The sequence below is a fragment of the Sinorhizobium alkalisoli genome (assembly GCF_008932245.1).
In the GTDB taxonomy this organism is placed as follows: domain Bacteria; phylum Pseudomonadota; class Alphaproteobacteria; order Rhizobiales; family Rhizobiaceae; genus Sinorhizobium; species Sinorhizobium alkalisoli.
Genome location: NZ_CP034910.1, coordinates 54305 through 75623, shown reverse-complemented (window position 1 = coordinate 75623; position 21319 = coordinate 54305). Strand labels below are relative to the sequence as shown.

The 21319-nt window shown below is 63.0% G+C and carries 19 protein-coding genes; 3 read left to right on the top strand and 16 right to left on the bottom strand.

Annotation, left to right across the window (positions count from 1 at the left end; all coding sequences use genetic code 11):
- Positions 1-190: 190 nt before the first annotated feature.
- From EKH55_RS17945 to EKH55_RS17870, 16 genes are all read right to left on the bottom strand, one after another.
- Positions 191-352, bottom strand: a complete 162-nt coding sequence (locus EKH55_RS17945; protein ID WP_151612124.1) for a hypothetical protein — start codon at positions 350-352, stop codon at positions 191-193.
- Positions 353-499: 147 nt separating this feature from the next.
- Complete coding sequence (locus tag EKH55_RS17940; RefSeq protein WP_151612122.1) at positions 500-2017, bottom strand: tripartite tricarboxylate transporter permease; 1518 nt, start codon at positions 2015-2017, stop codon at positions 500-502.
- A 15-nt stretch (positions 2018-2032) separates the two neighbouring features.
- Positions 2033-2524: a tripartite tricarboxylate transporter TctB family protein gene (locus EKH55_RS17935; protein WP_151612120.1), complete on the bottom strand. Its 492-nt coding sequence runs from the start codon at positions 2522-2524 to the stop codon at positions 2033-2035.
- Positions 2521-3465 (bottom strand): Bug family tripartite tricarboxylate transporter substrate binding protein, encoded by a 945-nt coding sequence (locus tag EKH55_RS17930; RefSeq protein WP_151612118.1) that lies wholly within the window; start codon positions 3463-3465, stop codon positions 2521-2523. Before EKH55_RS17930 ends, EKH55_RS17935 begins: the two co-directional genes overlap by 4 nt.
- A gap of 395 nt (positions 3466-3860) precedes the next feature.
- Complete coding sequence (locus tag EKH55_RS17925) at positions 3861-4886, bottom strand: ABC transporter permease (protein ID WP_151612116.1); 1026 nt, start codon at positions 4884-4886, stop codon at positions 3861-3863.
- A 31-nt stretch (positions 4887-4917) separates the two neighbouring features.
- A complete protein-coding gene (locus EKH55_RS17920; protein WP_151612115.1) occupies positions 4918-6459 on the bottom strand; it encodes a sugar ABC transporter ATP-binding protein in 1542 nt (513 codons plus the stop codon).
- Positions 6460-6598: 139 nt separating this feature from the next.
- Positions 6599-7528 carry a sugar ABC transporter substrate-binding protein gene (locus EKH55_RS17915; RefSeq protein ID WP_151612113.1) on the bottom strand — a complete coding sequence of 310 codons (930 nt, stop codon included), beginning with the start codon at positions 7526-7528 and terminating at the stop codon, positions 6599-6601.
- A gap of 238 nt (positions 7529-7766) precedes the next feature.
- Entirely contained in the window at positions 7767-8576 is an 810-nt protein-coding gene (locus EKH55_RS17910) for a TIM barrel protein (protein ID WP_151612111.1), read from the bottom strand.
- Between the two features lie 226 nt (positions 8577-8802).
- Positions 8803-9801, bottom strand: coding sequence for an NAD(P)-dependent oxidoreductase (locus tag EKH55_RS17905; RefSeq protein ID WP_192803832.1), 999 nt, complete (start codon positions 9799-9801; stop codon positions 8803-8805).
- A 9-nt stretch (positions 9802-9810) separates the two neighbouring features.
- Positions 9811-10584: an exodeoxyribonuclease III gene (gene xth, locus EKH55_RS17900; protein ID WP_069461091.1), complete on the bottom strand. Its 774-nt coding sequence runs from the start codon at positions 10582-10584 to the stop codon at positions 9811-9813.
- 11 nt (positions 10585-10595) lie between these two features.
- Positions 10596-11237 (bottom strand): alpha/beta hydrolase family protein, encoded by a 642-nt coding sequence (locus tag EKH55_RS17895; RefSeq protein WP_151612107.1) that lies wholly within the window; start codon positions 11235-11237, stop codon positions 10596-10598.
- A gap of 1 nt (position 11238) precedes the next feature.
- Entirely contained in the window at positions 11239-12324 is a 1086-nt protein-coding gene (locus EKH55_RS17890) for a tetratricopeptide repeat protein (protein ID WP_151612105.1), read from the bottom strand.
- The gene (ku, locus tag EKH55_RS17885) at positions 12324-13211 is read right to left on the bottom strand and encodes a non-homologous end joining protein Ku (protein WP_069461094.1); all 888 of its coding nucleotides are present in this window, start codon (positions 13209-13211) and stop codon (positions 12324-12326) included. Before ku ends, EKH55_RS17890 begins: the two co-directional genes overlap by 1 nt.
- Before the next feature lie 25 nt (positions 13212-13236).
- Positions 13237-15693 carry a DNA ligase D gene (gene ligD, locus EKH55_RS17880; protein WP_151612103.1) on the bottom strand — a complete coding sequence of 819 codons (2457 nt, stop codon included), beginning with the start codon at positions 15691-15693 and terminating at the stop codon, positions 13237-13239.
- A 63-nt stretch (positions 15694-15756) separates the two neighbouring features.
- Positions 15757-16593 carry a bifunctional allantoicase/(S)-ureidoglycine aminohydrolase gene (locus tag EKH55_RS17875; protein ID WP_069461096.1) on the bottom strand — a complete coding sequence of 279 codons (837 nt, stop codon included), beginning with the start codon at positions 16591-16593 and terminating at the stop codon, positions 15757-15759.
- Positions 16594-16682: 89 nt separating this feature from the next.
- On the bottom strand, positions 16683-17504 hold the full coding sequence (locus EKH55_RS17870; RefSeq protein ID WP_151612101.1) for an IclR family transcriptional regulator: 822 nt from the start codon (positions 17502-17504) through the stop codon (positions 16683-16685).
- A gap of 165 nt (positions 17505-17669) precedes the next feature.
- Here EKH55_RS17870 and gcl point away from each other — a divergent pair, with 165 nt between their 5' ends.
- From gcl to EKH55_RS17855, 3 genes are all read left to right on the top strand, one after another.
- A complete protein-coding gene (gene gcl, locus EKH55_RS17865; protein WP_151612099.1) occupies positions 17670-19457 on the top strand; it encodes a glyoxylate carboligase in 1788 nt (595 codons plus the stop codon).
- A gap of 79 nt (positions 19458-19536) precedes the next feature.
- On the top strand, positions 19537-20352 hold the full coding sequence (gene hyi / locus EKH55_RS17860; RefSeq protein WP_151612097.1) for a hydroxypyruvate isomerase: 816 nt from the start codon (positions 19537-19539) through the stop codon (positions 20350-20352).
- A gap of 3 nt (positions 20353-20355) precedes the next feature.
- Positions 20356-21240, top strand: a complete 885-nt coding sequence (locus EKH55_RS17855; RefSeq protein WP_069461100.1) for a 2-hydroxy-3-oxopropionate reductase — start codon at positions 20356-20358, stop codon at positions 21238-21240.
- Positions 21241-21319: the final 79 nt, after the last annotated feature.

The following is a 21319-nucleotide window of genomic DNA, read 5'->3' as shown; positions in this document are numbered from 1 at the left end:
TCGGGTGCTGCGGGTCAAGCCTCGCAGACGGAGCATGTCAAGCGATCTATGGGAGGAGAACCGGCTGCCACCTGGCTACGAGTCGCCGCTGGTTTATGGACGTCGGCTTAACGATGCGGCAACTCAAGGACAGTGATCTTTGCGCGTCTGATACAATTGGCGGCTTTTCGCCGCGCGATTTCGTGCGTTCTCAGCCCCGGCGGGTATCCGGGAAGCTTGCCGGGTCGATGCCGAGCGTGCGGAGATCCCGTGCATGCGGGCGGCGGTTGCCCTCGACAGCGGCGGCGGCTGCGGTTGCTGCGCTCAGCACGGCGAAGGCGCGGCCAATGAAACCCATGCGGTTCTTGCTCATCTCTTTGCTCACTTTCATTGCTTTGAAGAATTGAAGATGGGCGTCCCGTGCGTCTTTTGCAACGCACAAAACCTCAGCTCAGCCATGCAATGCAAGCAGGCCCGGCCGGGTTTGCCGGCCGGGCCTGCACATCGCTGAGAGCGTGGATCAGTCTTCGCTGGCGGCGAGTTGCGTCAGTACGTCCCCGCGCCCGCGCGCCCGCATGATCAACGGCACGATGAAGGCGAGCGCAGCAATCCCCAGCAGCACCGCCGCGATCGGCGAGGTAAAGAGCACGGTGACATCCCCCTGGCTGATCGACAGCGCACGGCGCAATTGCTGCTCGGCGAGCGGCCCGAGGATCAAACCGACGACCACAGGTGCGATCGGATAGCCGAAGATGCGCATGAGGTAGCCGAGCAGGCCGAAGGCGAGCAGCATGCCGAGTTCGAAGACCGAGGGGTTGGCGCCGATGGTGCCGAGCGTCGCGAACAAGAGGATACCGGCGTAGAGCCACGGCTTGGGGATCGTCAAGAGCCGTACCCAAAGGCCGATCAGCGGCAGGTTGAGGACCAGCAGCATGAAGTTGGCGATGAGCAGGCTGGCAATGAGGCCCCAAACCAGTTGCGGATTGGTGGCAAAGAGCAGCGGCCCCGGCTGAAGACCGAATTGCTGAAAGCCGGCCAGCATGATCGCGGCGGTCGCCGTGGTCGGGAGCCCGAGCGTCAGGAGCGGCACCAGCGTGCCGGCGGCCGAAGCGTTGTTTGCCGCTTCGGGCCCGGCGACGCCCTCGATCGCGCCATTGCCGAATTCCTCCGGGTGCCTGGTCAGGCGCTTTTCGGCCGCATAGGAAAGGAACGTGCCGATTTCGGCGCCGCCCGCCGGCATCGCGCCGATGGGAAAACCTATGCAGGTGCCGCGTAGCCACGGCTTCCAGGAACGCGCCCAGTCCGAGGCATTCATCCAGACCGATCCGCGGACCGCCTCGACCTTATCGGGGCCGCGGTCGCCCTGGGCGGCGATGAAGAGGCTTTCGCCGATCGCGAACATGGCAACGGCGAGCGTCGTCACTTCGATGCCGTCGAGCAGGTCCGGCACGCCGAAGGAAAGACGCGCCTGTCCGGTCAACTGGTCGATGCCTATGATGGCGAGGGTGAGGCCGACGAAAAGCGAGGTGAGCCCGCGCAATGCCGAATCTCCAAAGGCCGAGGACACCGTGACGAAGGCGAGGACCATCAGCGCGAAATATTCGCGGGGGCCGAAGACGAGCGCCAGTTTAACGATATAGGGGGCAATGAAGGCGAGCCCCAGCGTGGCGATCAGGCCCGCCACGAAGGACCCGATTGCGGCCGTCGCAAGGGCAGGTCCGCCGCGTCCGGCGCGGGCCATCTTGTTGCCCTCGAGCGCCGTCACGATCGAAGCGCTCTCGCCTGGCGTGTTGAGCAGGATCGAGGTGGTCGATCCACCGTACATGCCGCCATAATAGATCCCGGCAAACATGATCAGCGAGCCGGCGGGATCAAGCTGATAGGTGACCGGCAACAGCAGCGCGACCGTGAGTGCCGGGCCGATGCCCGGCAGCACGCCGACGGCGGTGCCGAGCGTAACGCCGATCAGCGCGTAGAGCAGGTTCATCGGCTGGGCAGCGACCAGCAGACCCTGCAACAGGAAATCAAAAGTACCCATGGGCGTCGGCCTTCTTTAGAAGAACAGGCGTTCAAGCGGCCCTGCCGGCAGCGACAGTTTCAGAAGCTTGGCGAAGATCACCCAGACGACGAAGCTGAAGGCAATGCCGATCGGCACCGACAGCCACAGCTTGCGCTTGCCGAAGCCGCGCGCCGCAAGCGCGAAAAGCATTCCCGTGGCGATTGAAAACCCGAGCGTGTTCAGGAGCAACATTTGCGCCGCAAGCCCGCCGACGATCCAGGCGACCGGGCCGAGGTCTTGGTGGTCGCGTTCGGGGAAATCGCCCCTCAGCGCTTCGATCGCGGTCCAAACCGCCAGTACGAGGAGACAGAGGGCGATCGCATAGGGCACCGTGGTCGGGCCGATTTGGGAATAGCCGGCGAGACCTGTCAGGCGGGACACGTCCCAAAAGATGATGCCCGCAATGACCGCCAGCACGACGGCGATGGTGAGCGCCGCCCAATCAGGGCGGCGCGTCTGGGACGAAGGGTGATCTCCCTGACTCATTTTACCAGTCCGATATCCTTCAGCACGGCTTCCGTGGCGGCAGTGTCCTTGGCGAGCTGTTCCTTGAAGGCGTCACCGGCGAGATAGGTGTCCTGCCAGCCTTTGGTCTTCAGGACCTCCTGCCAGGCGGCGGATTTGGCGACCTTCTCGATATCGGCCGTAATGGCGGCTTCCTGCTCCTCTGTGAGACCGGGGGCGGCGGCGATCATACGCCAGTTCTCGACAACCACGTCGAGACCGGATTCCTTCAGCGTCGGAGCATCGACGCCTTCGATGCGCTCGGGGCTGGAGACGGCAAGCAGCCGCAGGGCACCGGCCTTGATCTGCGATTCGAATTCACCATAGCCGGAGATGCCGGCGGTCACCTGGCTCCCGAGGATCGCTGCCAGCGCTTCGCCGCCTCCGGAATAGGCGATATAATTGATCTTCGTCGGATCGACACCGGCAGCCTTGGCGATCAGCCCCACCGCGATGTGATCGGTGCCACCGGCCGAACCGCCGGCCCAGGAGACCGCGCCCGGATCTTTCTTGAGCGCCTCGACGAGATCAGCCATCGTCTGGATTTCGGACGAGGCCGGAACGACGATCGCCTCGTATTCGCCGGTCAGGCGCGCGATCGGCGTTACGTCCTTGAGGGTCACCGGCGAATTGTTGGTCAGAATTGCGCCCACCATGACGTATCCGCCAACGAGCAGCGCATTCGGGTCGCCCTTCTGCTGGCTCGCAAACTGGGCGAGGCCGATGGTGCCGCCAGCGCCCGGCACGTTCTGTACCTGCACATTGCCGGATACGCCTTCTTGCTGCATCACGGTCTGCAGCGAACGGGCCGTTTGGTCCCAGCCGCCGCCGGGATTTGCCGGCGCAATGATCGTGTAGTCGGCTGCGTAGACCGGCAGCGCGAGGGCGCCGGCGAGAATGGATGCCAGGAAAAAGTGCTTCAAGGTCGGTCCTCCTCCATGTGCGCGGTTCGTCCCACGCGTTGATCGTCATTGCGAACGGGAGGAACGGATGGCCGATATCACCGGCAGCCTCTGAGCGGAATGGCGCCTTCCTCCCGATATTCCGCTGGCAATCCGCCTCCACGGATCGCCAGCGATTCAGCCCGTTTAAGAGGCCGACAATAACCTGACATCAACTCGGCATCGCGTAAATGGTTTGTTTCGACTGGCGAAATATCACAACAGCTGCGGCCGCTGCGTTTCGAAGCGGAAAGCCGTTCCACTGATAACGTTGGGAGGAGATAAATCGCCCATCACTCTGAAGGCAGCGCAATAAAAATGCCGGGATGAATTTCTTCATCCCGGCCAGGCACTGCGCTGGGAGAGCAGAAAAGCGCTTACGCCTTCTTGCGGCCTTTCTGGCGATAGACGTCGGCAACGACTGCAGCGACGATGATCATCCCCTTGACGATCTCCTGGTAGTAGGCGTCGACCCTGAGGAAAGTGAAGCCGGAAGTCATCACGCCGAGGATGACGGTGCCGATGACCGTGCCGGTGACGCGGCCGACGCCGCCGGTCAGCGAGGTACCGCCAATGACGGTCGCGGCGATCGCGTCGAGTTCGTACATGACGCCCATGCCGGCCTGTGCGGTTTGGGCGCGGGCGGCCGTGACGACGCCGGCGAGGCCCGCCAGCATGCCGGCAATCGCATAGACCTTGACCAGGTGTGCCTCGACATTGATGCCCGAGACGCGCGCCGCCTGGACGTTGGCGCCGATCGCATAGGTGAACTTGCCGTAGCGGGTATAGCGCAGCGCTATGTGGAAGATGAAGGCGACGACGAGGAAGACCACGACCGGCCAGATGCCCGTACCGATGAAGTTGAACTGCTCGGTGAGGCCGGAAACCGGCTGGCCCTTGGTGTACCACTTGGAGATACCGCGCGCCGACACCATCATCCCGAGCGTGGCGATGAACGGCGGAATCTTGGTCCTCGCGATCAGGCTTCCATTGATGAAGCCGGCCACCAGACCGATCCCGACGCCGAGGCCGATCGGCACGATCGCCGGCAGGTCGGTGAGCGACGGATAGAGGGCTCGCGGCCAGGTGGATGCCTGCGCAACGCTCGCCGAAAACATCGCCGTCATGCCCACGACAGAGCCGGAAGACAGATCGATGCCGCCGGTGATGATAACCTGCGTGACGCCGACGGCAATGATGCCGATCACCGACACCTGCAGGATCATGATCGTCAGGCGCTGCGAATTCATCAGGAAGCTCTGGCCGACGAATATCCAGCCGAGAATTTCATAGACAAACGCGATCCCGATCAGCACCAGGAAGATATTGAACTCGGGGGGCATGCGCCGTCGCGTTCCGGCGAGCGGCGAAGTTGTCCCCTGTGCGGCAATATTGGTGTCCATCTTTCGTTCCTCCCTGCGGTCGGCAGCGCGCTTAACGCGCGGCAAGTTCCATGACCTTGATTTGGGTGGCTTCCGCCCTGTCGAGAAAGCCCGTGACCCGGCCTTCATGCATCACCATGATCCGGTCGCTCATACCGAGCACCTCCGGCATTTCCGACGAGATCATGATGACGGCGACGCCGTTGCGGGCGAGTTCGGTGACGAGCCGGTGGATTTCGGCCTTAGCCCCGACGTCGATACCGCGCGTCGGCTCATCGAGGATGAGAATGCGCGGATTGGTGAGCAGCCAGCGGCCGATCAGCACCTTCTGCTGATTGCCGCCCGAAAGGTTTTCGATGCGCTCGTGCAGGTTGGGCGTCTTGACGCGCAGCTTGCGGCTCATGTCATCGCAGGCGGCCGTAACCTCCTTTTCGCTGACGAAGCCACCCTTGACGAACCTGTCCTGCAGCACGGCGATCTGCATATTCTCGAGAATGTCGAGGATGAGAAGGCAACCCGTGTCCTTGCGGTCCTCGGTCAGGAAGGCCATGCGGTTGCGGATCGCCGTGTTGGGGGTGCCAATGACAATTTCCTTGCCGTCGATGGAGATCGTGCCGGAGCTTGCCGGGGTTACGCCGAACAGCGTTTCGGCGACGTTCGAGCGGCCCGAGCCGACGAGGCCGGCAAGCCCGAGGATTTCACCGGCCCGCACGTCGAAGGAGACGTCATGGAAGACGCCGTCGAGGGTGAGGTTCTTGACCGACAGCACGACATCGCCGATCGGCACGTCCTCCTTCGGGAACATCTGGGTGATCTCGCGGCCGACCATCATGCGGATGATGTCGTCGCGGGTCACCTCGCTCGATGCGTGGGTGCCGATAAATTTGCCGTCTCGGAAAACCGAGAACTCGTCGGCGATCTCGAACAGCTCGTTCATCTTGTGGGTGATGTAGACGATGCCGATGCCCTGCGAGCGAAGGTCGCGGATGATCTCGAAGAGATGCGCGACTTCGCGCTCGGTCAACGCCGAGGTCGGCTCGTCCATGATCAGGACGTCGGATTCATAGGAGACCGCCTTGGCGATTTCCACCATCTGCCGGTTGGCGACGGAAAGGTGGCGAACTTCGATGTCGGGGTCTAGATGAATCTTGAGGCGCTCGAAGAGCTTCGCCGTCATCCGGCGCATCTCGCGGTGGTCGACGAAACCGAAGCGGTTCTTGGGTTCGCGGCGGATCCAGATGTTCTCGGCGACCGTCATGAAGGGCATCAGGTTCAGTTCCTGATGGATCATGGCGATGCCGTTCTCAAGGGCGTCGAGGGGCGACTTCAATTGGATGTCGACGCCCCTGAGCTTCACGGACCCCTTGTCCGGGTGGTAGATGCCGGCGAGAATTTTCATCAGCGTCGATTTGCCGGCGCCATTCTCGCCCATCAGCGCGTGCACGGTGCCGCGCTTCAGCTTGAACTCCACGTCGTCGAGCGCGACAACGCCGGGGAATTCCTTGCGGACGCCTTCCGCAGCCAGCAAATAGTCGGCATTGGGTATGGCACCGCTGGCGCGCACGGCTGCCATCGTCGTGGGACTGAGCGTCATCTCATTGCCTCCCATTTTCCGGTTTCGACCGGACCGTCCTCGGGGCGGGCGGAAGTGCCTTCTAATGGGCTCTTTCAGAGCCTCGGCCGGGACTTGTTTCTAGGGGGAGCGCGGCGCGGCCGCGCTCCCGGAAGAACGATCAGTTCTTTGCCTGGTAGTCGGCGAGGTTGTCCTTGGTCACGAGTTCGAAGGGAATGTAGACCTTCTTGTCGATTGACTCGCCCTTGGCGAGCTTGAGGGCGGCATCGACCGAACCCTTGCCCTGACCGGCGGCGTTCTGGAACACGGTCACGTCGAGGTCGCCGGCAGCCAGGGCGGCGAGCGCATCCTGCGTGGCATCGATGCCGGCAATGACGACCGAGTCCATCGAGCGGCCGGAGGCCTTCAGGGCCTGGATGGCGCCGATGGCCATTTCGTCGTTGTTGGCAATAACGGCGTCAAATTCGATACCGGCCGAAAGCCAGTTGGTCATGAGGTCGGAGCCCTGGGTACGGGACCAGTTCGCGGTCTGCTCCTCGACGATCTCAATGCCCTTGCAGGAATCGGTCTCGATGACATCATGGATATCCTTGGTGCGCATGCGGGCCGCCTGGTTGGACAGTTCGCCCATCATCACCACGGCCTTGCCCTTGCCGCCGAGCAGCTTGCAGACTTCTTGCGTCTGAAGCGTACCGGATTCCCGTTCGTCGGAAGCGACGAAGGCCTGCTTTTCCGGCAGCGTGTCGATGTTCACCGGCTCGCGGTTGACATAGACCAGCGGAATGCCGGCGTCTTCGGCGATCTTCGACATGGCGGCGGTGGCGTCGGTGTCGACCGGATTGACGATGATGGCGTCGACGCCGGCAGCGATGAAGTTCTGGATCTGGCTCTGCTGCTTGGCGACGTCGTTTTGAGCGTCTTCGACCTGCAATTCGACGCCGTCGATCGTCTTGGCATAGTCCTGCATGCCGTTCCGCAGAACCGTCAGGAAGTTGTCATCGAAGAGGGCCATCGAAACGCCGATGGTTTCCGCATGCGCGGCCGTCGACATCATGACGGCCATTGCGGTGCCCAGGATAAACTTCTTCATGCTCTTCTCCTCCACATTCGGTGCCGGCGACACCTTTCTCTCGTTGGCCGGAAATTCGATCCATTCAGATCAAACTCATCCCACCCGGAAGCAGTGTTCCACTTCACTCCCGATGAAAACGGAACAAACAAACCAGTAGTTTGTCATTACGGAATATGTATTCCATTTTATCCGAGCGTCGTCAAGTCCGTCTTGCAACGCCCGGATCGATTTCCGCTCTCGACCTCGCGCGTGGCAATCAGGCCTGCGACTGCAGATAAGTCATGCTCTCGCGTATGGCCTTCGCCGGGTCGCCGAGGTCATGCACCGAGGGAGCGAAAGGTTCGAAGGAAAAGGGCCCTGAATAACCCTCTGCGCGGAGCCGCCGGATCTGGCTCGCATTGTCCAGCCGGTCCGCCGCGTCGACCAGCTCCCGGTGCGGATCGCGCATATCGGCGACGGCAACGGCACCGTCCGCTACGCCGGAGATGTGCACCAGACCCGTCAATTCCGGGAAGACGGCATCTTCGCCGGCTAGGTGGTGGTGGAAAGTGTCGTGCACGAGGCGGAAGGTCGATCCGCCGATCTCGCGAATTGCTTCGGCCGCTTCTGTTTTCGAGCGCAGTGAGCAGATTTCGAAGCCGAGCGGCTCGACGAGGCCAACGATACCTGCCTGATCGAGAAGCGGCTTGAGGGCTTTGAGCGCCGTCCCGAGATTCGCCTGGCGCTCGCCGTCCGCCCGGCCGCTGCCATCATTGACCGGAACCAGCACCAGCGCCTCGGCGCCGCAGTCGCGGACATAGGCGATGAGCTCGCGCGCCTCGGCTTCACGCGCCGCGTTCCACTCGTTGAAGCGCTGCAGGGCGTTGATCGAGATGATCTTCACGCCGTGCTTCTCGGCGAGCGCCTTTACCGCCCCCGGCTTCGTTCCGTCGAGAATAGCGTTGCCGGCAAGGTCGTTGCGAATCTCCACGGCCGAAACTCCGAGCGTTTTCGCCAGTTCGAAAAAGGCGCCGAGCGGCAGTTTCGGCGCCGTCATATGGTTGAGCGCGAAGGCAAGGGCGGTCATGATGATTGTTTCCTCCAGGAATGTTTCGATTGGCTGCCGGGATTGATCGGAACATTCGTTCCATTTTGAGAAATGGCACAATTGCCATTCGAGCGCGGGCAGTCAAAGCCGCACGCGGTCGGCGGCCTCGCATTTCTGCGAGATAATGTTGCCGCGATGATGGTATTCTCTCATTGCACGGGCGACCGCGATGGCGAGCGGCAAGCGCAGCGCCGATCGAGGCGCTTCACCCCTGCTTGGGCAAGCCGTTCGCCTCGGCGACGAAGTCCGACAGCATCGGCACATAGTCTTCGCCTCGTCCGGCGCCGACCGCCTGGGCAAATGAGTTGCGCACGGCAGCACCGATCGGGTTCGCTGCGCCGCAGGCATTGGCGAAGCCCGAGAGATAGCTCATGTCCTTGAAGCCGTTGCGGATCGCGAATTTATGCGCGTTCGGATCGCGCTCGAGCACCCAGCGGAAAAAAGTCTGGTAGAAGGGGCAGTCCATGCGCCCGCCGCGAATGACGCTGTCGAAGATTTGCGGCGTCAGCCCCGCCTTGCGGCCGAGCATCAGCGCCTCCGAATAGAGCGCGGCATAGCCCATCGACAGGAAGTTGTTGAGGAGCTTCATCGTATGGCCGGTGCCGGTCGGGCCCGTATGGACAATGCGGCCGGCAAAACATTCGAGCACCGGCCGAACGCGGCGCAGGTCCTCCTCCGCACCGCCGACCATGACGTCGAGCGTGCCGGCGGCCGCGTCCGCCGGTGTTCGGCTGAGCGGCGCATCGATGAGCGTGATGTTCTTGCGGGCGAGATCCGCGGCAAGCTTCATGGTGACGGACGGATCGGAGGTCGAGCAATCAACAATGGTGGCCGCCCGCGCAGCGGCCGCAATGCCATCCGCACCTTCGATGACCGCAAGCACTTCCGGCGAACCGGTGACGCAAAGCACGATGATGTCGCAGCCCTGCGCCATCTCGCGCGGCGTCTTAACCTCGCTCGCGCCATCCGCGACAAGTGCTTCGACCGGCGCCCGGTTGCGGTGCGCCATGACCGAGAGCGACCAACCCTTCTTCAGGATGTTGGCTGCCATGCCCTGGCCCATGAGCCCGAGCCCGATGAAACCCACAGTCGCTTTCGTCATCGTGTGCCTCCCTGTCGCTCTCTTCCTATGGTGCACGATTGGCGCGGGATCGCCAGACCCAAATAGTGGCCGGTCCAAATCGAGGTCGATTTCTGGCGACATGCGGTAGGCCTAACTCCGCAGCGTGATCGAGACCGGCGCGTGGTCGCTGGCGTTCTCGCGGCCGCGGACAGCCCGGTCGATGCCGGCGGCGGTAAGCCGGCGCGTGAGCTTGCGGCTCAAGAGGATATGGTCGAGGCGAAGGCCCGCGTTGCGCTGCCAGCGGTTGCGGCGATAGTCCCAGAAGGTGAAGAGCTCGTCCTGCGGATTAAGTTTCCGCAGCGCATCGAGCCAGCCCTGGTCTAGCAATGCCCGGAAGGCTGCACGGCTTTCCGGTTGCACGAGGGCATTGTCGTCGTAGGAGCGAGTCGGGTAGATGTCGCGCGGCTCTGGAACGATATTGTAGTCGCCGGCGAGCACGACCGGCAGGCCGGCTTCGAAGAGCGTTGCCGCATGACGGGCGAAACGCGCATGCCAGGATAGTTTGTAGTCGAATTTTGGTCCCGGCTGCGGATTGCCGTTCGGAGCGTAGAGCGAGGCGACCAGGATTCCGTTGACGGCCGCCTCGATATAGCGGCTCTGGCTGTCGGACGGGTCACCGGGCAATTCGGCACGCGTCAGAATCGGTTCGGCGTCCCGGGCGAGGATCGCGACACCGTTCCAGGCCGACTGGCCGCGCCAGACGGCGCCGTAGCCGGCGCTTTCGATCACCGATCTCGGGAATTGTTCGTCCGTCGCCTTCAGTTCCTGCAGGCAAACAACGTCCGGCTCGGCTTCCGCCAGCCAGGCGAGGAGATTTTCGAGCCGCTTGTTCACACCATTGATGTTGAAGGTGGCGAGCTTCATAACGGGCCGGCTCAGCGGACGAGCGTGCCGACCCAGCCGGCGACCGCTTCGGCGACGTTCTTCAGGTGATCGGCGGTCGAGAAGCCGGATATGCGCTTGCGCGGTTTGAGGTCGTGGTCGCCGTCCTCCAGCCAGAGGATATCGATCCGGTCGGAGAGTGTGTAGCCCTCTACTTCTTGCCTTGTGCCGAACTCGTCACGGGTTCCCTGACAGATCAGCGTCGGCGTCTCAAGGTTGGCGAGGTGCCGTGTCCGGAGCTGCTCCGGCTTTCCCGGCGGATGGAAAGGATAGCCGAGGCAGAGCAGACCGACGATTTTTCCCTCGGCGTAGAGGTCGTCGGCGACCATGCTGGCGACGCGCCCGCCCATCGATTTGCCGCCGATGACGAGAGGGCCCGTGGCGGTGAGCGCGGCCACGGCGGCCTCATATTCCGGCTTCAATGTCTCGGCGCGCGGCGGGGGCTTGCGTCCGTCGGTCGTCCGGCGCGCCGCCATGTATCCGAATTCGAAGCGGGCGACGCGGAAGCCCGCGCCGGCAAGCGCCAGGGCGGTGGCCGTCATGGAAGCCGAATCCATCGGCGCGCCGGCGCCATGGGCGAGAAGGATGGTGGCGGGCGCATCCTCGGGACCGTCGAACAGGAAATTCAAGCCCATCTCAGCCAACCGTTTTCGACCTCAGATGAAGGTTCACGAAGTGCACGCCACGCTCGGCCGTTCGGGCCCACTCGGAGTCCCTGTCGAGTTCCAGATAGCGGATCCACCAGCGCCGTGCTTCGCCGAGATCGCCGGCATCGAATTCGAGCTTTGCCAGATTGAAGACCGCGTCCGCATACTCGCCGTCGAGCGCGATCGCCTTTGTCAGGTGCCGGCGAGCGGCGTTGACGTGGCCTCGTGTCCCCACGAGCCCGGCAAGGTTGAACCAGGCCTCGGCAAAAGCGGGATCCAGCTTGAGCGCCCGGACATAATCATGCACAGCCTCCGTTTCGCGGCCGGCCGCTCTCAGGCAATTGGCGCGGTTGAAGGCGGCGACGGAATCCGTGCGATCGATGGCGAGGTAGCGCCGGTAGATCGCCGCCGCCTCGTCGTAGTCGCCCGCCTCTTCGGCCGCTTCGGCTTCGGCAAAAAGCTCTTCGAGCGCCAGTTCGTCCGGGGCCTCGAGGTCAAGCAGCAATTGCCCGTCGAGCTCGCTCAAGCCCTCGGCACGACGCGCGTAGATCGCATCGTTGCCTTTGTGGTGAAGCGAGAGCGCAGTCAGAGATGCGATTTGCCCGGAACGGTGCACGGAGCGGACGATTGCGCTCCACCCGGCACCGCTCGCGACCAGCCCGGCATATTTGCGGGCAAGGATCAGGTCGCGGAACGAATAGGGCTCGCTGTCGTGCTCGAAGGCGTCGAACAGCGAGAGGAGGTGGAAGAGGCGCGGCGGCAGGCTCGACTGATCGATCAGCGATTGCCGCGTCAGCGCCGATGTTTCCGTCGCCGTCGCCAGGCCGAGAAGCCGCAGCAAGCCGTTCTCGCTGAGGAGGCGCCGGCTCTCTCCGGCTTCGCGTTCGACACGCGCCTGAATGTCCGCTTCCGTTGCCTTTGCCAGCAGACCGCGGCCAAAGACCACGCAAGCCGTCTGACGCGTGACTCCGCGCCGTAGATGCCCGCCTTGCCGCTCGACCTCTTTCGCGAGCAGCCGTCGTGGGAATGAGGAAATCGCGCCGACTGTGCCGAATATCTGGCCTGCGACCACCATCAGACTTTCTTCTTGGCGGCGGGCTTTGACACGGTCCGCCGGGTCGGCGCAGGCTTAGCGGCCTGTGGGGAGGCCGGCTCAGCTTTGGCCTTGCTCTTGCTCGGGGCGGGCGGTTTCGCCTGCGAGAGGCTCGCCTTCAGCGCGTCCATGAGATTGATGACGTTGCCGCGTTCGGGCGCGGCCGCGATGATCGGCTTGTGGCCCTTGAGCTTCTCGCGGATCATCTTCATCAGCGCCACCTCATAACGATCTTCGTAGTTCTTCGGATCGAAAACCGTGGCTTTCTGCTTGATGAGCGCCTCTGCAAGCTCGAGCATTTCCGGATCGGGATTGCCGACGGGGATGTTGCCGAAGTAATCGGCCGTGCCGCGCACCTCATTCGGGTTGCGCAGGGTGCAGACGAACATGCCGGTCTCGCGCGGACCGATGGTGACGACGCGCTCGCGGCTCGAGAGCACGAGGCGTGCTATTGCGAGCTTGCCGGTCCTGCGCAGCGCCTCGCGCAGAACAATGAAGGTCTCCTCCGCCATTGCCCCGTCCGGGGCCAGGTAATAAGGCGCGTCGCGGTAGATGACGTCCACGGTCTCTTCCTCGACGAAGGCCTCGATATTCATCGTGTGGTTGGATTCGATTTTGACGCTTTCCAGGTCGGAATCCTCGATGATGATGTATTTCTTGTCCTCGTATTCGTAGCCCTTGACGAGATCGGAGCGCTCGACGAGTCCCAGTTCCGGATCGACCGGTTTCATATTGATCCGGTTGTGCGTGTCTTTGTGCAATTGATTGAAGGCGATGCGATCGCTCGTCGAAGTGGCCGGGTAAAGCCGTACGGGACAGCTTACGAGGCTCAGTCTCAGATAGCCTTTCCAACTTGCCCTGGGTGCCATGATGGTCTCCTGCTCGGCAACGCGCTTACTTCCCGGAAATGAGCGGCAAGTCCCTGGCATATGCGTCGATTTGGGCCCAGGGGTCGCCGGAAGTGGCCAGAAGGCCGGGAAGCGAAGAATAGTTTAAATCCTCGGGAGCGTCGATAGTTTCAAGATCGTTCCAGTTGAGCGGGGTGGAGGCGGGCAAGTTCGTGCGGGCTCGAAGGGAATAGGGCGCAACTGCGGTATGCCCGCGGGCGTTGCGGTGGATATCGATGAAGATTCGGTTGGACCGTTTTCCCTTGCTCATCGTGGTGATGAAGGTTTCCGGCGCGGTGGCGGCGAGCCGGGCGGCCATGTCGCCGGTCGCCTTGTGCACTTTCTTCCAGTCGAGCTTCGGTTTGACGGGCACGACCACATGGATGCCCTTGCCCCCCGACGTCTTGACGAAGGGAACGAGATCGAGCGCTTCCAATTCCTGCTTGATGTGGACTGCCGCCTCGACCACCTCACGCCAGCCGATGCCTTCGCCCGGATCGAGGTCGAAGACGACGCGGTCTGGTTTTTCCAGCCGCTTTCGCGTCGATCCCCAGCTGTGGAATTCGACGACGCCGAATTGCGCGAGCGCCAGGTAGCCCTTGGCGTCCTCAACCGACAAATAGGTTTTCGGCTCTCCCTCCGAACTCATGGCCTCAAAACCGGCCACCGAAGCCGGCATGCCGGTAAAGGGGTGACGTTGGAAGAAGCAGTCCTGGGGCCGCCCCGTCGGGCAGCGAACGAGTGAGGCCGGGCGACCGAGGATGTGCGGCAGCATGAAATCGCCGACAGCGGCGTAGTAGACGGCGACATCGAGCTTCGTGGGCCCGGACTTTCCGAACAGGCGGCGCGTCGGATTGGTGATCGATATGCCGGCAAGGTCGGCGTCGGAGATGAAGCGCTTGCGGCTGGTGGCGGTCGGCGTTGAAAGTTCGACCTCCCGAAGCCCCTTGAAAACCGGGTGGCGAAGCACGTTGTCCGTCGTGCGGTTGCCATAGTGGATGCGCGCCGTCAGCACGGGCCGAACCCAGATGATCTCCTTCGGCGCTCCTTCGAGTCGGGTTGCGCCGGAACGCAAGGGTTCCAACCGCTCTCGCAAGTGTTTGAGCATCGCCGTGTCGAAGCCGGTGCCGACCTTGCCGCGATACTGCAATTCGCCATCCATCCACTCGCCGAGCGCCAGTGCGGCAATGCCTTCGGCGGCTTCCGAAACGGTATAGCCGGCGATGACGAAATCTTCCGCCGTGAGCGCCTTGGTCTTGGTCCAGGTCTTGGAGCGGCCGCTCCGATAGGGCGCCGATGCGCGTTTGGAAATGATGCCCTCAAGCCCCAGTTCGGAAGCCTTGTCATAAAAGGCGCGGCCTCCGCCGCTGACATGATCGCTGTATTGAATGGCAGAGCGGCTGGAGACATGCGGTTCAAGCAATCGTTTCAGCAGTTCCTTGCGTTTGTCGAGAGGCGCGTTCACCAGGGTCCAGCCGTCGAGGTGGAGGAGGTCGAAGGCATAAAACACAAGCCGGTTCTCCACGCTGGTCGACAACGCCTCCTGCAGCAGCGCGAAGCGGCTGACCCCGGACGCGTCGAGCGCGACGATCTCGCCGTCGATGACGGCGTCGCGGCAGGCAAGGCGCCGGAAGGCCTCGGGCAGATCGCCATAGCGCTTCGTCCAATCGAGACCGCCACGGGTGATCAGGCGCACATCGTCCCGGGCCTTGTGCGCCATCGTGCGGTATCCGTCGAACTTTATCTCGTGCAGCCAATCCTCGCGTTTTCCGGCGCCTTCCGGTGGTGTGGCCGTCGGCGTCGCGAGCTGCGGCTCGATCCGTGTCGGCAGCGGGGCTTTCTCGGCGCCCGGGAGAGCCGCGGCATTGAGCTTGAAAGGCTTGGCGGGAGGGCGCGGCTTCTCGACCAGGTCCTCGATCCGCCGGCCCGATTTGACGCTCTCCGGTCGGGCGGCGAGGATGTCCATGGAGGCATCGGCGGCCGGGTCTCGCTCCTTGAAGAGAAGCCAGTTGCGCTTTTCCTCTTCGCCGGGCTTCGGTTTCAGCCGGGCCAGCATCCAGCCGCCCTTGAGCTTTTCGCCAGCGAGGCGAAACTTGAAAGCGCCTTTGCGCAGGCTCTCGTCGACGTCTTCCATCGGCGCCCAGACGCCCGTGTCCCAGACGATCATCGGCCCGCCGCCATATTCCCCCTCGGGGATCACACCCTCGAAATCGACATAGTCGAGCGGGTGATCCTCGGTCTCGACCGCCAACCGCTTGTCGGCGGGGTTGAGCGACGGGCCCCTGGGCACAGCCCAGCTTTTCAGGACACCGCCGACCTCAAGTCTCAGGTCATAGTGGTCGGCGGTGGCGTGATGTTTATGCACGACGAAGCGGTTGCCGTCGCCGGCAAGGCCGCCGGCCGGTTCCGGCGTCTTCGAAAAATCCCGCTTCTTGCGGTAGGCCTCGAGCTTCGATGTCGCCATGCTTCAAGGCTAAGTCCGATCCGCGGAAGTCGCAATATCGCGGGCGGCGGTTGTCCGGCCGGTTCAGGCGAAGCGGCCGGGCGTGCCGAGTGCCATATGGCGGTTGACGTCCTTGTAGAGCAGGTAGCGGAACTTGCCCGGCCCGCCGGCATAGCAGGCCTGCGGGCAGAAGGCTCTCAGCCACATATAGTCGCCGGCTTCGACCTCGACCCAATCCGAATTCAGCCGGTAGACCGCCTTGCCTTCGAGGACATAGAGGCCGTGCTCCATGACGTGGGTCTCCATGAAGGGGATGACGCCGCCGGGCTCGAAGGTGACGATCGTCACATGCATGTCATGGCGCATGTCGGACGGATCGACGAAGCGGGTGGTGGCCCAGCGACCCTCCGTGTCCGGCATCGGCGATGGCGTGACCTCGCGTTCATTGGTGACGATCGGATCGGGAAGGGGCAGTCCCTCGACCTTCTCATAGGCCTTGCGGATCCAGTGGAACCGGGTGGCCGTACCGCCGTCATTGTGCAGGCTCCATTCACTGCCGGGCGGAATATAGGCATAGCCGCCGGGCTGCATCCGGTACGACTGGCCGCCGATCGTCAGGCGGAACTCGCCGTCGACGACGAAGAGTACGCCCTCGGCGCGCGGGTCGGCTTCCGGCCGGTCGCTTCCACCCGAGGGACCTACTTCCATGATATATTGCGAGAAAGTCTCGGCGAAGCCCGACAGCGGCCGCGAGAGCACCCAAAGCCGCGTGTTCGTCCAGAACGGCAGGTAGCTCGTGACGATGTCGCGCATGACGCCCTTGGGGATGATCGCATAGGCCTCGGTGAACACGGCCCGGTCGGTCAGGAGATTCGTCTGCGGCGGGTGCCCACCCTCTGGAAAAAAGTAATTGCTCTTCATATTACTCGCCTGTCGAAGTCGCTGTTGAGGTCTGGTTGAGGGTTGAAACGTATGGCCGTCTACTGCCGGTCCTACTGAAAATCGATTGATCAGCGCTCCTCCGGCCTGTGGCCGCCGATTGCGCGAGTCAATTCATCCGCGATTCTGCGGACGAGGGGGCCGAGGCTTGCGAGCTTCGCGTCGTCGATGCGAACGCTCGGGCCGGAGACCGAAATGCCGCCGATCGCCTGGCCATATTCGTCGAAGACCGGAGCGGCGATGCAGCGCATGCCAAGCGTATGCTCCTCGTCGTCGACCGACCAGCCGCGATCGCGGGTTTCCTTGATATTGGCCATGAGCGCCGCCGGCGTGTCGAGCGTGCGGGCGGTGAAGTGCGCGAGCGGTCTGTCGTTCAAGACCTTGGCGATCTCCGTGTCCGACCAGGCCGAAAGGATCGCCTTGCCGATGCCCGACGCGTGGATCGGCCCCCGCCGGCCGGGACGGAAGAAGGCGCGCATCGGCGCGTGGCTTTCGACTTGCGAAATGAATACCACGTCACCACCGTCCTCGATGCCTACGTTTGCCGTTTCGCCGCTTTCCTCCATCAGATGCTGCAGGAAAGGCCGGCTGATCGTGCCGAGCTTGCGGAAACGCAGAAAAGCATTGCCGATCTCGAAGGCCCTGACGCCGATCGTCCAGGTGCCGGTGTCGCCCTCATGCGTGACCACGCCGTGGCCGGCAAGCGAGGTCAGCAGCCGGTGTACCGTCGAAGGCGCCATGCCGGTGCGTTCCGAGAGTGAGGTGAGCGTCGATCCATCGCCCTCGGCAACGATAGCAAGGAGCGACAGGGCCCGGTCGAGGACCTGAACGGAGGAGGGAGCGGCATTTGCCGCCGCCTTGCGCCCGCGCTTTCCCTTCACCGTCAATTCCATGGACCTCTCCAAATCACTGGCGTCCATAATGCTCTACAGCGATTGCGTTCGATTTTCCCAATTTTCTTGAAAATCATTATTTCCATAGCATGGGAATGATTTCCATAATGGCGTTGAACAAGTCTCCGGATGGTTTAGCATCTCACTCGAACAGGAGGAGTTGCCATGACCAAGATGCGCGCCGTCGATGCGGCGGTTCATGTTCTGGAGAAGGAAGGCACTAATTGTGCTTTCGGCGTGCCGGGTGCCGCCATCAATCCGCTCTATTCGGCGCTGAAAGCGCGCGGCTCGATCCGCCACATCCTGGCGCGCCATGTGGAGGGCGCCTCGCATATGGCGGAGGGTTACACCCGGGCGAAGCACGGCAATATCGGCGTCTGCATCGGCACCTCGGGGCCGGCCGGCACCGACATGATTACTGGCCTCTACTCGGCCTCGGCGGATTCGATCCCGATCCTCTGCATCACCGGCCAGGCGCCCAGAGAGCGCCTCGACAAGGAAGACTTTCAGGCGGTCGACATCGCCGCGATTGCGGCGCCCGTGACGAAATGGGCAGTCACCGTCAAGGAGCCGGCGCTCGTCCCCTTCGTTTTCCAGAAGGCGTTCCACCTGATGCGATCGGGCCGGCCCGGACCGGTGCTGATCGATTTGCCGGTCGATGTCCAGCTTGCCGAGATCGAGTTCGATCCCGACACCTATGAACCGCTTCAGCCCTACAGGCCCGCCGCCACGCGCGCGCAGGCCGAGAAGGCGATTGAAATGCTGAATGCGGCGGAGCGGCCGTTGATCGTTGCCGGGGGCGGCATCATCAATGCGGATGCCTCCGACCTGCTTGTCGAGTTCGCCGAGATCACCGGCGTTCCGGTCATCCCGACGCTGATGGGCTGGGGCACGATCCCGGACGATCATCCGCTGATGGCCGGCATGTGCGGGCTTCAGACGGCGCATCGCTATGGCAATGCGACGCTGCTTGCCTCGGATTTCGTCTTTGGTATCGGCAATCGTTGGGCCAACCGCCATACCGGCAGCATTCCGACCTACACGGAAGGCCGCAAATTCATCCATGTCGATATCGAGCCGACGCAGATCGGCCGCGTCTTTGCGCCGGATTTCGGCATCGTCTCGGACGCGGGAGCCGCGCTCAAGCTTTTCCTCGACGTCGCGACTGAATGGAAGACCGCCGGCAAGCTTAGAAATTGGTCGGCCTGGGCGGAGGTATGCCGCGAGCGCAAGCGCACCATGCTGCGCAAGACCCATTTCGATGAGACACCGCTCAAACCCCAGCGCGTCTATGAGGAGATGAACAAGGCCTTCGGCCGCGACACTTGCTATGTCTCGACCATCGGCCTCAGCCAGATTGCCGGCGCGCAGTTCCTTCATGTCTACCGGCCGCGCAACTGGATCAACTGCGGCCAGGCCGGCCCGCTCGGCTGGACGCTTCCGGCAGCGCTCGGCGTGCGCGCCGCCGACCCGAACCGTCCGATCGTGGCGCTTTCCGGCGATTATGACTTCCAGTTCCTGATCGAGGAACTGGCGGTCGGGGCGCAGCACAAGCTCCCCTATCTCCATGTCGTCGTGAACAACTCCTATCTCGGCCTCATTCGCCAGGCGCAGCGCGGCTTCGAGATGGACTTCGAGGTGAGCCTCGCCTTCGAGAACATCAATGCGGGCGAAGACGCAGAAATGGGCTACGGCGTCGACCACGTGGCGGTCGCGGAAGGGCTCGGCTGCAAGGCGATCCGGGTGAGGAGCCCGAACGAGTTCGCCGACGCCTTCGAGCGGGCAGAGGCGCTGATGAAGGAACACCGGGTTCCGGTCGTCATCGAATTCATCCTGGAGCGCGTCACCAACATCGCCATGGGGGCAGACATCGACGCGGTCGTCGAGTTCGAGGACCTCGCCGAACGGGGCGAGGATGCACCGACCGCGATCGCCGCCGCCCTGCTCGACTGATCAATGAGAGCGGGATGAGGAAAAGTGTAGGCGGTTTTCCGCCCGCATCCCGCTGCAACTTCCAGGAGGAGTAACCGCAATGCCGAAATTCGCGGCAAACCTGACAATGCTCTTCAACGAGGCACCGTTCCTCGACCGCTTCTCGCTCGCCGCCAGGGCCGGCTTCGAAGGGGTGGAATTTCTCTTTCCCTACGAGTTCGAGAAAATGGCGCTGCGCGCCGCGCTCGATCGCCATAGACTCGTCCAGGTCCTGCATAACCTGCCGGCCGGCGATTGGGCGGGCGGCGAGCGCGGCATCGCCATCCTGCCGGATCGCATCGACGAATTCCGCCGGGGTGTCGCCAGTGCCATCGACTATGCGACGGCGCTCGATTGCAGCCAGGTAAATTGCCTTGTCGGCATCGCGCCCGACGGCGTGCCGGACAGCGTGTTGCGCACGACACTCGTTGCCAATCTGAAACTTGCGGCAAGCGAACTTGGCGGGCACGGCATCCGACTGCTGATCGAGCCGATCAACCGCTTCGACATTCCGGGCTTCTATCTGAACACGGTCGGACAGGCGGCCGCGATCATCGAGGAAGTCGACAGCGACAATATCTTCATTCAGTACGACCTCTATCATCAGCAGCGCACAGAGGGCGAACTGATCGGCACCTACAAGCGCCATTCGGACCGGATCGCGCATATCCAACTCGCCGACAATCCGGGTCGCAACGAGCCGGGCACCGGCGAGATCAACTACCCCTTCGTCTTCGACGCGCTGGAGGCCGCCGGCTACGACGGCTGGATCGGCTGCGAATACAAGCCGCGAACGACCACCGCGGACGGGCTCGGCTGGCTCGGGTCCGAACTCGCACGCCGCCAATCCGCAGACATCATCAAGATCAGGAGCTAAGTAATGGCATCTATCGGTTTCATTGGACTGGGCATTATGGGCACGCCGATGGCGCGTCACCTGCAGGATGCCGGCCACAGGATCATCACCTCGAAATTCATCATCCCGCCGCGCCAGGAGCTCGTCGACCACGGCCTGGAACTCGTCGAGACGCCGAAGGCGCTTGCCGAGGCCCTCGACACGATCATCCTCATGCTGCCGGACACGCCGGAAGTGGAAGATGTCCTCTTCGGCGAGAACGGCGTCTATTACGGTCTCGGCGAGGGTAAGCTCGTCATCGACATGAGCTCGATATCGCCGATCGACACGAAGGAATTCGCCAGGAAGGTCCGCGAAACGGGAGCCGACTATATCGACGCGCCGGTCTCCGGCGGCGAAGTCGGTGCGAAGAATGCTTCGCTCAGCATCATGGCCGGCGGCACGCCGGAATCTTTCGAGCGCGCTCTGCCGCTCTTCAAGCTGATGGGCAAGAACATCACGCTGGTCGGCGATTGCGGTGACGGGCAGGTGACCAAGGTCGCCAACCAGATCATCGTCGCGCTGACGATCGAAGCAGTCTCCGAGGCGCTGGTCTTCGCGTCCAAGGCGGGCGCCGATCCGGCGCGGGTGCGTGAGGCGCTGATGGGCGGCTTTGCCTCCTCACGCATCCTCGAGGTGCACGGCGAACGCATGATCAAGCGGACATTCGAACCGGGCTTCCGCATATCGCTGCATCAGAAGGATCTGAATCTCGCCCTGCAGGGGGCGAAGAGCCTCGGCATCTCGTTGCCGAATACGGCGGCGACGCAGGAACTCTTCAACATTTGCGCCGCCAATGGCGACAGCGGACTCGACCATTCCGGATTGGTCCGCGCGCTGGAGCGGATGGCGAACCATCCGGTCGCGTGAAGTGCTGCGAAGCGCATGATCCGCCGGGCGGGCTTCCCCATCCACCATTGGCGATCGTGCATCCGGGCGGCGGAAGGAG